Source organism: Devosia sp. A369 (assembly GCF_054489345.1).
In genome coordinates, this window is sequence record NZ_JBTMWV010000042.1 from 1 (window position 1) to 11,212 (window position 11,212).

General features: G+C 59.6%; 7 protein-coding genes and 4 pseudogenes. 10 read left to right on the forward strand and 1 reads right to left on the reverse strand.

Annotated elements, in window-relative coordinates; translation table 11 throughout:
* Positions 1 to 1,220: 1,220 nt before the first annotated feature.
* The 7 genes and pseudogenes from ACX3OZ_RS20565 (at position 1,221) to ACX3OZ_RS20595 (ending at position 9,883) form a co-directional block, all read left to right on the forward strand.
* A complete protein-coding gene (locus ACX3OZ_RS20565) occupies positions 1,221 to 2,312 on the forward strand; it encodes a helix-turn-helix transcriptional regulator (RefSeq protein ID WP_459105464.1) in 1,092 nt (363 codons plus the stop codon).
* Between the two features lie 345 nt (positions 2,313 to 2,657).
* Positions 2,658 to 2,831 (forward strand): annotated as a pseudogene (locus tag ACX3OZ_RS20570) (helix-turn-helix domain-containing protein); the annotation flags it as partial.
* A gap of 159 nt (positions 2,832 to 2,990) precedes the next feature.
* Positions 2,991 to 3,269 carry a helix-turn-helix domain-containing protein gene (locus tag ACX3OZ_RS20575; protein ID WP_459105469.1) on the forward strand — a complete coding sequence of 93 codons (279 nt, stop codon included), beginning with the start codon at positions 2,991 to 2,993 and terminating at the stop codon, positions 3,267 to 3,269.
* 248 nt (positions 3,270 to 3,517) lie between these two features.
* The gene (locus ACX3OZ_RS20580) at positions 3,518 to 4,285 is read left to right on the forward strand and encodes an EAL domain-containing protein (protein ID WP_459105465.1); all 768 of its coding nucleotides are present in this window, start codon (positions 3,518 to 3,520) and stop codon (positions 4,283 to 4,285) included.
* Positions 4,286 to 5,169: 884 nt separating this feature from the next.
* A complete protein-coding gene (locus ACX3OZ_RS20585) occupies positions 5,170 to 8,721 on the forward strand; it encodes an autotransporter outer membrane beta-barrel domain-containing protein (protein WP_459105466.1) in 3,552 nt (1,183 codons plus the stop codon).
* Positions 8,715 to 9,260, forward strand: a complete 546-nt coding sequence (locus tag ACX3OZ_RS20590; protein ID WP_459105467.1) for an invasion associated locus B family protein — start codon at positions 8,715 to 8,717, stop codon at positions 9,258 to 9,260. Before ACX3OZ_RS20585 ends, ACX3OZ_RS20590 begins: the two co-directional genes overlap by 7 nt.
* Before the next feature lie 8 nt (positions 9,261 to 9,268).
* Positions 9,269 to 9,883, forward strand: a complete 615-nt coding sequence (locus ACX3OZ_RS20595; protein ID WP_459105468.1) for a L,D-transpeptidase — start codon at positions 9,269 to 9,271, stop codon at positions 9,881 to 9,883.
* Between the two features lie 345 nt (positions 9,884 to 10,228).
* Here the strand turns inward: ACX3OZ_RS20595 and ACX3OZ_RS20600 are convergent.
* Positions 10,229 to 10,360 (reverse strand): annotated as a pseudogene (locus ACX3OZ_RS20600) (IS630 family transposase); the annotation flags it as partial.
* On the opposite strand from ACX3OZ_RS20600, the gene ACX3OZ_RS20605 reads away from it, so the two are divergent.
* The 3 genes and pseudogenes from ACX3OZ_RS20605 to ACX3OZ_RS20615 all read left to right on the forward strand — a co-directional run.
* Positions 10,361 to 10,543 (forward strand): FUSC family protein, encoded by a 183-nt coding sequence (locus ACX3OZ_RS20605; protein WP_459105470.1) that lies wholly within the window; start codon positions 10,361 to 10,363, stop codon positions 10,541 to 10,543.
* A 136-nt stretch (positions 10,544 to 10,679) separates the two neighbouring features.
* Positions 10,680 to 10,862, forward strand: a pseudogene (locus ACX3OZ_RS20610) (IS256 family transposase); the annotation flags it as partial.
* A pseudogene (locus ACX3OZ_RS20615) lies at positions 10,856 to 11,089 on the forward strand (helix-turn-helix domain-containing protein); the annotation flags it as partial. The pseudogenes ACX3OZ_RS20610 and ACX3OZ_RS20615, both read left to right, overlap by 7 nt.
* Between the last annotated feature and the right edge of the window lie 123 nt (positions 11,090 to 11,212).

The window sequence follows — 11,212 nt, forward strand, 5'->3', positions numbered from 1 at the left end:
AAAATCGCACGCGCACATGAGACCCCCGCTCGGGCTATGCCCTCCCGGCGGTCTCATGTGCGCGCCAAAGGTGGCCTGGTCTTGCTCCGCCTAATGGCCGGATTTTACTCCGCCGTTGACACTCATCGCGGTATTCGCCCTCAGTCCCGGTGTTCAAGCGGAAAAAATGGGAGGGTGGCGTGTGAACTAGGGGCTCGGAACCACCCTCCCTAGCCCTTGGAGGCCAAGCCGTAATTGGCCCATCAATAGTGGCAATAAAAAGCCTCGTAGGGTGGAGGCTCCTACGAGGCTTCCTGTCGGCGGGGTTCTGCACTCATGTCCGACGCCGGCCTGCGCGTCGATGCGGCAGAACAGCAGGATGAAACGTGCCGGGATTTCATGTTCCAGCGGGCAATCTGGCGCGCAGTGAATTGTGTCAACAGAAAGATCGGCTGGCTGGTCATTGCGGCTGTCTGTGGGGCCGTGGTCTGGCTCGTGACTGCGGGGGCTGAACGCCTGGAGAGAACCGAGGCAATCGAAGGCGCTGCGCGGGGTGTGATAAGGGCTCGGCCGCCATCTCGTTGGCTAGGTTAAAACCTACTGAATATTTTGAGAGCTGGTGGCTGACCTGATTCATTGGCTGCTGGAGGTACCGTCTGACTGAGCTGCCGTGTCGCCGCGCTACGGCACTCAACCTCGATGGCCAGTTCTATCGCCTCCTCGATGTTCAAGATTATCGCAATCGGGACGTCAGAACACGGGCGCAGGCAGAACAGGGCCTGCTCGAGTTGGTCCCGAACAGCGGTTGCTTGGCTTATTGTCAGGCGTTTGGTCACAGGCGCGGCTCCTATTTGGCAATGCCCGTAATGAACGAGCTGCGTCAGGGAACAGCCCACAGCGGGTCATGCCATACTCACATCTGTTAGTAGCCACGGCGTTGGCTCGCTCTGATCTGCGACTGAGGTGGATGATACCTTGCTTGAACCAAGCCATTTGTATCTATCGGACAATGGCATCACACATTTCCTTGAAGCTGCCCTGTTTCCAGCAGGTTTTTGTAGGACCAGCAGCACGATGATCCTAGCGCCGCGGCCAACTCGTTAGCTCCAAACACCCAACCTAAACGTGCTCAGACATTGTTTGTATCGTTCTCATTCGATGGCAAAGCGCATTCATTCTAGCTGATCTATTCCCAGTTGCCCTGAACTGTGGCTAGCTGACCAGGTTGCGGATAGGTGGGCATGTGGATGGTCGATTTTTCTACAATTCCAGAGCGGATGTACGAGGCGGCGTTTCTGCCTGAGCTTTGGGGGCCGCTGCTGGATGATCTCGGGATGGCGACGGAGTCGGGGGTCGGAACCGTCGGTATTTGTTGGCCACATTATCGAGCCATATCGACGACGTTCTGCATTGATCCCGAGTATAGTGAGGAACAAACTGGCGAGGTGCTAGACAATTGGTTGCGGCAGGTTCGCTCCATGCCAGAACTCAATCGCGGCTTCTTTCACTTGGACCCGTTCCGCGGCGATTGGTCGGACCTTCCCGACTTTGATCAGCGTGTGAAAAAACACATCCAACGCGGGTATGGAACGCAAGCCGGAGCCATTCTTGAGCTGTTCAATGGCGAAATCATTACCCTGGAATTCACCCGCCGCTTCGGCCAGCCGGGCTATAACGAACGGACAATGGCCGAATTGAACAGCATCTACCCGGCGTTCAAGCAGTCGGTGTTTTTTGCCTCGCGCCTGCAGTTCGAGCGCGCTCGATCCAGTGTTGAAACACTCAATGATTTTGGGCTGCCAGCGGCCCTTTTGGGAAGTAATGGCCAATTAATTTTTGTCAACAATTTGTTCGAAGGACTCGATCCCTATATCGCCAAAACCGCGTCAGGCCGGATGGCCATAAGGGGGAGCGACACCCTCAAAAAGTCATTCGCCAATGCCCTGGAGCACTCGGGCCAGCGCGCCACCAGCCTAGCGATACAGGCCGACGCGACGCGTGGCGCCGCCGTTATTCACCTGATGCCGGTCACCCGCGATGCCAGTTCGATATTTTCCATGTCGGGCACCATCATGGCTGTCGCTCCGGTAGCAGCGGCTGCCGGCGTCCCATCGGCGGAAATGACGGCGTCGCTGTTCGGCCTTACGCCAGCAGAGGCGCGCCTCTCGGTTGCGCTGGCCTCAGGGCTGTCGTTGCGCGACAGCGCGGCCAATTCCCAAATTGGGGTGGGGACGGCGCGCCAATATCTCAATCGTATCTTCTCCAAGACCGGCGTCGTCCAGCAGAGCGAGCTGGTCAGTCTGTTGAAGGGTTTTTTATCGGTGCGGGCTTAGCCATAGGCATAGGCTAAAAAGCTGACAGCTATCATCTGATAGTACTCCGGGTGCCGGGTGGCGGCTAAGCAGTGACGAGGACACTGCTTTGGATAGAAAACCATGCCAGCCGACAACGCTCTAAAACGCCAGTTGAGCGGCGACGAAACCCGGAGCCTGGCGGCCATGCCGACAATCTCAGATGACGGCACGGGCGCTTTTCCTGTCGGAACGTCTTGCGACGCTGTCAGTGTCGGGCCAAGGGGCGAGGCGACCTCAATGGACGGTGATCGACTCGCCAGCATGGCAGGGACCGAAGCGCCAAACAGCAATCCTGAGCCGCAATCCGATCATGACATGGCCGTGCGATCCCTGGTGGGGCTGACGCTTGAGGAGGTCTGCAGGCAGCTCATCCTGCGGACCTTGCGAGACTCCCAGGGAAACCGAACGAAAGCCAGCAAGGTACTCGGCATTTCCATCAGGACGCTCCGAAACAAATTACGCCAGTTTCGCGCCGAGATGCCTGCAGACGAAAAATAGCAGTCTGCCGTCCTGGCAGGACGCGCTGGTGGGCAGTCGACCGCGTCGACGTTTGCCTGCCGATTGCCCGTGCAAATGCCGTCGTCAATCCTGCGTCGGGGCTTGCCACGTGGTGGACGCGTTTCCACTTCCCCGATCAATGAGGTCGGCAAGTAACTTATTCTCCGATTTTTACGGGAGTCCCAGGGTAACCGAACGAAGGCCAGCAAAGTTCTCGGTATTTCTATTAGGACGCTCCGAAACAAGCTACGCCAGTTTCGTTCCGAGATGTCAGCTGACAAACACAGCATGGTATACGTCTCGGTCAGAGACCACACCGATGGGTCTCGTGTTGCGTGCTCCGACCGTCTGCATCGGCCGAAGACCTGTGGAAACAAAAGGCAGAGCAGTAGTCAGCCTCAAATCGTGGCGCTTTCGTATCCTGATACTACCATTTGATAGTATCAGGGGAGCTTTTACCGGCCCTATCGTTACCCTGAGGATCAAAATTGTTCGGAAGTTGGGGCTAATCATGCATGCATTGGGTGAGGTACCTGTTCAAGGACGAAGCGCTGCCCTTTCAGTGCCGGTCAAAGGCTCTTCCGCGGCGCAGGCCGCTGAATCACCGAAATAGCGCACCAGCCGGTGCGGCGCCGACCTGTTGCAGCCCGACTGCAGTTCCTCACACCGTGGAGGGGGCCCCGAGCATGTCATTCTTCTTATCAGATATCGACTGGCTGGAGGCAGGGATTGCCTCGCCGCCAGTGTCGATGACCATAGCCTACCAGCCGATCGTATCGTGCAACCGCTCTGAAGATATCTTCTACAGTGAGGCGCTGGCCCGGTTTGTTGACGCAGAAAACCAGTTGATCGAGGCTGGCGAAGTGGTCGCTGCGCTTGAGAGCATGGGGCACTGCCACCTGCTCGATGGTGCCACGCTTGCATTGGTTCTGGGTCAATTGGTGAACGACACCAGTTTGGTACTTGGCTGGAACCTGTCGGCTGACAGTGTTCGTCACGGCGCGTGGCCCACTTTGCTAAAGCAGATAAAGCAGAGCGGCCACGCTTCGCGCCTCGTGATCGAGCTGACTGAGTACAGGCCTCTCAATGACGCTAATTTTGCTATCGACGCCCTCCTAGCTGCCCAGGAGCTTGGCTGCAAAATCGCTCTGGATGATTTTGGAACCGGCTACGCCACCCCGGAATTACTGCTAGCCGTCGATTTTGATATCATCAAGGTTGACAAGATATTTCTGCATCGATCCCGGTCACGTCTAGGCGGCCTAGACACCTTCCAGCATCTGGTTGGCTACGCATCTTACTTTGCCCCACACATCGTCGCCGAAGGCGTCGAAAGCAAGCTTGACCTGGAGCGCGCGAGCCGAGCCGGCGTCACCCACGTTCAGGGCTACTTTTTCGCCCGACCCGCGGCTCGTATGGAGCGCCCCCACCTCGTAGTGCAACATAATTTCTAAAATAGCGCCCGCCAGGGCGCGATGCTTGTTGTTTGGTATTTTAGAAATGAAGGAATGACTATTTGTGCCGTGACATAAATGAACCCGTTCTCGCGTCTGTGCACGAATTCGCCCGTCGTCCAGGCGCTCAGGGTCGCGTACGATGGTATGTTGGCCTCCTAGGGTGCCAGCGCGCGACTGAGAGCGAGCTGAGGCGAAGGTACAAAGATGCCGCGCCACCGAGACGGCGTCGCTGTTCGGCCTCACGCCAGCATAAGCGTGCCTACCGGTCGCCCTGGCCTCTGACCTGCCGTTGCGCGATAACTCGGCAAACTCCCAAATTGGGGGAGGGGATGACACGGCAGTATCTCAATCGTATCTTTTCTAAGATCGGCATTGGCCAGCAAAGCGAGCTTGTCAGTCTGTTGAAGGGAGCTCGTCGGTCCGTGCTCAGCACTGGCACAGGTGCTGCTCCGAGGCCTTGTCATCCTGCCTGCCTCAAGATCAGCGCCGACTGCAATTCCGGGAGAATTGGTCCAGGGGCCATCAAATGATAGTATCGATGGATTTGGTGTTTCCTCTATCGTTCGGCCTGACTTCACCGGGGCGCCGACTGCCGGTCTCGAATTGGGGCGGGTCATCTTGCGTTCGATCCAGGTCGCGCTATGCGCGAATGAGAGCAAGCCATGCCCCCCGGTCGGTTCAAAGGGAACAATTCCGAGTAAGTACGGACCACTACCGTATTGTCGGTCCAGATCGACTGAGCTACGCGCGCCAGTCAATACGTCGCAATCTGACAAATCAGGCTGCAAACAACTTAGCGAGTTTTGAATCGAAAAATAACAGGCACTCTGACGGATTCCGAATTCAGATTGCGAAGTGAAATGTGCGGAGGAATTTTACTCTTGATCCAGCGCTGCGCCGTAGTGGCAGAAAAACTAAAAGACAGTCCATGCAAATTTTGGCCGGTAACGGGTCACGATGTATGCCATGGCGCAGCGCAATTTATGTTGTCGAGCGCGACACTCATTGCATCACTTTGGGTTGCTGCGCCTTTATCTGCGTTTGCCGCGGATGAGTGCGGTGTTGCTGTTGGCGCTACCATTGTCTGCGCCGATTCGGCGCTGAACCCTTATGCTACCGGCATCACCTACGCGACCGCCTCAGGGTTAGCGATGAGTGTCGGCGCCGGTGTCGTCGTCAATCGCACTCCGGGAGCCAACAACGATGGCATCCGCATCGACGGCAATGGTAGCGACCTGCTGAGCGTCGTGCTTGCGGGTGGTGCAACAATTACCACAGACGGCACTCTGGCCGATGGCGTTCAGGTGCGGGCCAGCGGCAATAGCAGCATTGAGATCAATTCGGGCGCGAACATATCGGTCAACATTGCCGGCGCGCTGAACCCTGGCATTGGGACCAATGGCCTGCTTGGCTGGGTAGACAATGGCGCGGGCAGCGGACACATTGCTATCCGGCAAGACGCCGGCAGCGCGATCACCATTACGGGCTTTGAAGGCAGCGGCATCTATGGTCTTCATACCGGTTTGGGGGCGGTATATCTGGAAACTTCGGGCGCGATTTCCACCGCCGGGGAGCGCGGTTACGGCGTTAACGCGTGGAATTTCAACACCCTTTCGACGGGGAACGTGGTCACCTCCCAAAGCGCTACAGGCGCCATTGTCACCGACGGAATAGAGAGCGCTGGTCTCTACAGCTTGACCTACGGCCTGGGCGCCACCGAGGTAAACATTGCCGGCTCCATGGAGACACTGCAGGACGGCTCCGACGGCGGGATTTCCTTTGTTGACAATGGTCTGAGCCTGGCGGGCGCCTCGGTCAATATCGCCGAAACCGGCATGATCACGACTCGGGGCGACCGCGCGAATGGCGCGTGGGGGTACAATGCGGGACTTGGCACCGTGAACATCGAGAGTTCCGGTTCGGTTGCCACCTTCGGCGACAATAGCGCCGGCCTGCGTCTGCTGTCCTCCGACGCAGCCAACACGGCTACCGACAGCATTGACCTGCTCGGCAATGCAGTGATCCAGACGACAGGAACGGGGTCGCATGGTGTACGGGCCGTCCATGTCGGTGCTGGCATTATCGAGCTCGATATCCGGGACAATTCCACACTTACCACGTCTGGGGATCGCTCAAACGGTGTCGATGCAAGCAGCGGGGGGGCCATCGCACTTGGGCTGGGGGCCTCGGCGTCGATCAGCGTTACAGGTGCCGAATCTTTCGGGGTTCGGGCAGACGCAGTAGCCGGCACGGCTGCCATAGCCGTTGATGGCCGAATCCAGGCTGGCGGCGAGTTTGGTGTTGGTGTTTCGGCCCAGTCAATGCTCGCTGAGGCCCGTGTGGACGTCGCGGCCGGCGCAACGGTCGCTGGTGGTTGGCAAACGAACATCGTGGACGTGGGTGCGACGACGTCACGTCCGTCAGCCGGTGTCATCCTCGGCTCGGCTACCGGTAGCATTCTTGACAACGCGGGCGTCATCGGCGCAGCGTCGGACCGGGCCGTTGTCGATGCAGGCCGCTACGGCGCGCCGCTGGGGAATGTCAGCATCCACAACAGCGGCACGATCGCTGGTTTCGTTGAACTGGCGCCTGTTGCATCGAACAGCTTCACCAATGTGGCCGGCGGCCTGTTCGATGTCCGCCATTTTGCCGATACCAATGGCGACGGTACGCGCGACACCAAGCGCGTATCCATTTCCGACTTTGGCGCGCCGAGCAGCAGTTTTAACAATCTGGCCGCTGCCACCGTCCGACTGGCGCCGGTTTTGGGTGAAGCCGCCATCGATGCGACCGACTATTTTGTTCCGACGACGGGTATCGATAGTCGTCCGCTGGAAGCCAGTTACTATGCGCTGAGCCGCTCTGGCGTGGTGCAGGGGCAGTTCACCAATCTGGGCACCTTCCACAATGCCGGTGTCCTCGATCTGCGGGGATCGGCCACTGGCAATACGCTGGTGATGACCGGAAACGCCGTAGCGGGTGGGGCGCCAGGCAATGGCGTCTTCATCTCCGACGGTGGCCATCTGCTGCTCAATTCGGTGCTCAATGAAGGTGTTGCGGCAGGCGGGCAGACCGGCTCGTTCTCTGACGTTCTGGTGGTCGACAGCACCCGCATGGGTAGTGGCGCCACCACCATCACGATTGATCGTCGGGAAGGCGCTGGTGCGGGCACCCCGGGCAATGGCATTCTACTGGTCGAGGTCCGGAACAAGGCAGCGTCCGCACCAGGGGTGTTTGCCCTCAATGGCGACTTCGTCGTCAATGGCGAGCAGGCCGTGATTCAGGGCGCTCACTACTACAATTTGTACCACAATGGCGTTGCCGGCGATGTCGCGGATGGCAACTGGTATCTGCGCAATCTCGGCTATTCACCCAACGTGCCGGTCTATGAGGAGTATCCCAAGGTGCTCGTGCCGCTGGTCGAGGTCCCGACATTACAGCAGCGCGCGGGCAACCGGTATTGGTTCGATCCCGCACCGGCACGGGAACCGAAAACCGTGTTCTGCAAGGACCCAGCTCGCAATTTCCGCTGCGCCGTGACCGACGAACAAGCGGCATACTATCTCGACAATGAGAGCGCGGTGACCATGGGCGGCGGCGGCCTGTGGGGGCGGGTCGAGGCGGCGCGGTCTCATTTTGCCTCACCGCTCTCTGCCAGCCAGGCCGTGTCGGATCTCAACATCTGGCGTTTGCAGGCTGGCGTTGATGGTGTGTTGGCGCAGGGCGATAGTGGCACGCTGATTGCCGGGGTGACGGCACAATATGGCCTTGTCGGTGCCGAGATGACGGCATCGGGCGCTGCGGGCAGCATCAATGCTTCCGGGTACGGCCTGGGCGGCACACTGACCTGGTATGGCGAGAGCGGCTTTTATGTCGATGCGCAGGCGCAGGCGAACTGGTTCAGCAGTACGCTGAGTTCGGCCACGCTGGGTCGCACATTGGTCGATGACAATAAGGGGTTTGGGGCCGCGCTCAGCCTCGAGGCGGGACAACGAATTGCGCTTGATGCCCATTGGGGGCTGACGCCGCAGGCGCAGCTGACCTTTTCCAATGTGAGCTTCGACAGCTTTACCGACCCCTTTGGCACGAGTGTGTCGCTCTTGAGTGGGCAGAGCCTGCAGGGACGTTTGGGCCTGGCCAGCGAATATCAGACCAGCTGGCGCGAGCAGACTGGCGAGCTCTCGCGGGTCAGCGCCTATGGCGTGGCCAATATCTACCACGAGTTCCTCGATGGCATACAGGTTGATGTCGCCGGCACCAGCGTTACCAGCCGTGATGACCGGTTGTGGGGCGGGCTTGGCCTTGGTGGGAGTTACGAATGGGCTGATGGCAAATATGCGCTGCATGGCGAAATCTCCGCCAAAACCGGGCTGGAGAATTTCGGCAAGAGCTACGAAGCCGCCGCCACGCTGGGATTGCGGGTCAAATGGTGAGGTCAAGGTTCCTGGTGGCGCTGGCGCCTTTGGTGTTGGCGGCAAGCATTGGCGTTGCCCAGGCGCAAACGGCATCGACCTTGTCGGGCGGCGCCTCCTCGATACAGGAGACCTATCAGGATTGGCGGGTGACCTGTGCCCAGGGCCAGGTGGCCGCGCATAGCTGTATCTTCTCGCAAGTCCAGGCCAATCAGAACGGGCAGCGCGTCTTGGGCATCGAGCTGACGCCGGACGGCGATGGCCGCAAGGCGCATGGCAATCTGGTGTTGCCCTTCGGGCTGCAGCTGGATGCCGGCGCTCGGCTGCAGATCGATGACGGAGCGATGGGCGAGGTGAACCGCTTTTCGACCTGCCTGCCGGTCGGATGCGTGGTTCCGCTGCTGTTTGGCGATGCCGCCATCCCGTTCCTCAAAGGTGGGCAGAAGCTGAATATCCACGCCAGCGCCATGGATAGCGGGCAGGCTGTGGTCTTGCCCATTTCGCTGGCCGGATTTTCCGGAGCGCTTGACCGCACCCTGCAACTCTTGCCGGCCCCATGATTGCGCAGGTGCCGGCAATATTCAGGGCAGTCTCGCTGCTGGCCACGGTCGTGCTACTGGCCGGATGCACCAGTGGCGGCCAGGCGCCGTCGGTCCATCCCGCGCAGGCGGCGCTGGCCTATGCCGGCGAGCCTTACCCGGTGCTGCTCGTCGATCGCAGCAAGTTCGACCAACGCTTCTGGCCAAGTGTGGTCGCCGCGCCCGAGCCACGGCCCGTTGGTTCCATCCTCATCGATACGCAGCAGCGTGCGCTATATCTGTTTGAACCTGATGGGATGGCGCGGCGCTATGGCATTGCTGTTGGTGCCTCCGGCCATGCCTGGTCGGGGACGGCATTGGTCGGGCGCAAGGCCGCCTGGCCGGCCTGGTTTCCCACCGACGACATGCGCCGCCAAACCGCCGATTTGCCGCAGCGGATCGAGCCGGGCCCGCACAATCCGCTTGGCGCGCGAGCGCTCTATCTGTTCCAGGACGGACGCGACACGCTCTACCGGATCCACGGGACCTCCGAACCCTGGACCATCGGTACCGAAGCCTCTTCAGGCTGCATCCGCATGCTGAACGAGGATGTCATCGACCTATATGACCGGGTTAAAGCCGGGGTGACCGTGTTGGTTCGGTAGGTGTCGGCCCAAGAACTGACGAGCGTTATGTCCAGGATGGCGGCAGTATGGTTGCATCCTCGCCATTCCGTTGCCCAGTTGCTCGTGCGGCGACCTCTTGACCAGCCGATGCGACACCGAATGAGCTGCGGCCGGTGACGCTATCGAGAAGATCCAGCCCTACCTCGTACCCTTCGATTGCTGGCTGTTGTGGGAGTAGGTGTTTGGTCGCTCAAAGACGACGAAAAGGTCATCCATCACATCGAGATGCTGGCGGCGAGGGCTGCCCTATCCATGCTCGATCGAACGGTTCGGCAGGATGCCCATTCCAGGGTTCTCAACGGGTTATACCAAGTCTCACGGACCTCACTCATGGGCCCACTTGCGCAATCCGATCGCCATGATGCGCCATGGCTGTTCGATGAGGCGGTTCCAAGCAAAGCAGCAGTGATCGAGGATGTCCCCATAGGATTTGAAGATGCGGTTGGAGAGCCAGTGATTGGCATCAACTATGCCTTCGGTCAGGTGCTGGTGACCCCGATGGCGCTGCTGATGACCTATCTCGGCGCGGCGCAGGCGGCCGGGCCGGAGATCGCGCCTGAGCGCGTGTTCGACACAGTGCTGGGCGCTGCAGTCGGCATCGGCATGGCGGTGTTGCTGTCCACGATGGACGATCGTTAGGCGTCTCGCCGAGCACCGCCAAGTCGGCCTCAAGCCGACCGGCAGATCCTGAAGTGGCCGGCCCGCAATCTATCTAGATGGAAGTGTCAGGATTTCCGTGTGTGGTCGGGCATATTGGGTAAACAAGGAGTCCCATATGTCTCGACGCAAAGAGCCTGCAATCCCGAATGAACTTCTCGATCAACTGCTGGGTGGGGGCGCTGCCAGTGCGGCCTTTGACCAAGGCGGTTTGCTTGACGCGCTCAAGAAGGCGTTGACCGAACGCGCTTTGAACGCAGAGACGGACCACCATCTGTCCGGCGATGATGGCGCCGGCGATGGGGACGAGCCAGAATGAGGTATCCCGCATCCGAAAAGCTCGAGATCATCAGACTGGTCGAACAGTCGCACCTGCCGGCGAAACGCACCCTGGACCGACTGGGGATCCCACGGCGGACCTTTTATCGTTGGTATGATCGCTATCTCGGTGGCGGTCCTGAGGGGCTGGAGGATCGACCCTCGGCACCGAGCCGGGTGTGGAACCGCATCCCAGCTGCCATCCATGAGAGCTGGCTCGGGGAATCTGAACACGGGGATGAGTGGATTTTCTGCCTGACGGCGGCCAATATGGCCGCGAACAGGAGAGATCATGACGAGACGACCCCGCCGCAACCACACCCCGGCGTTCAA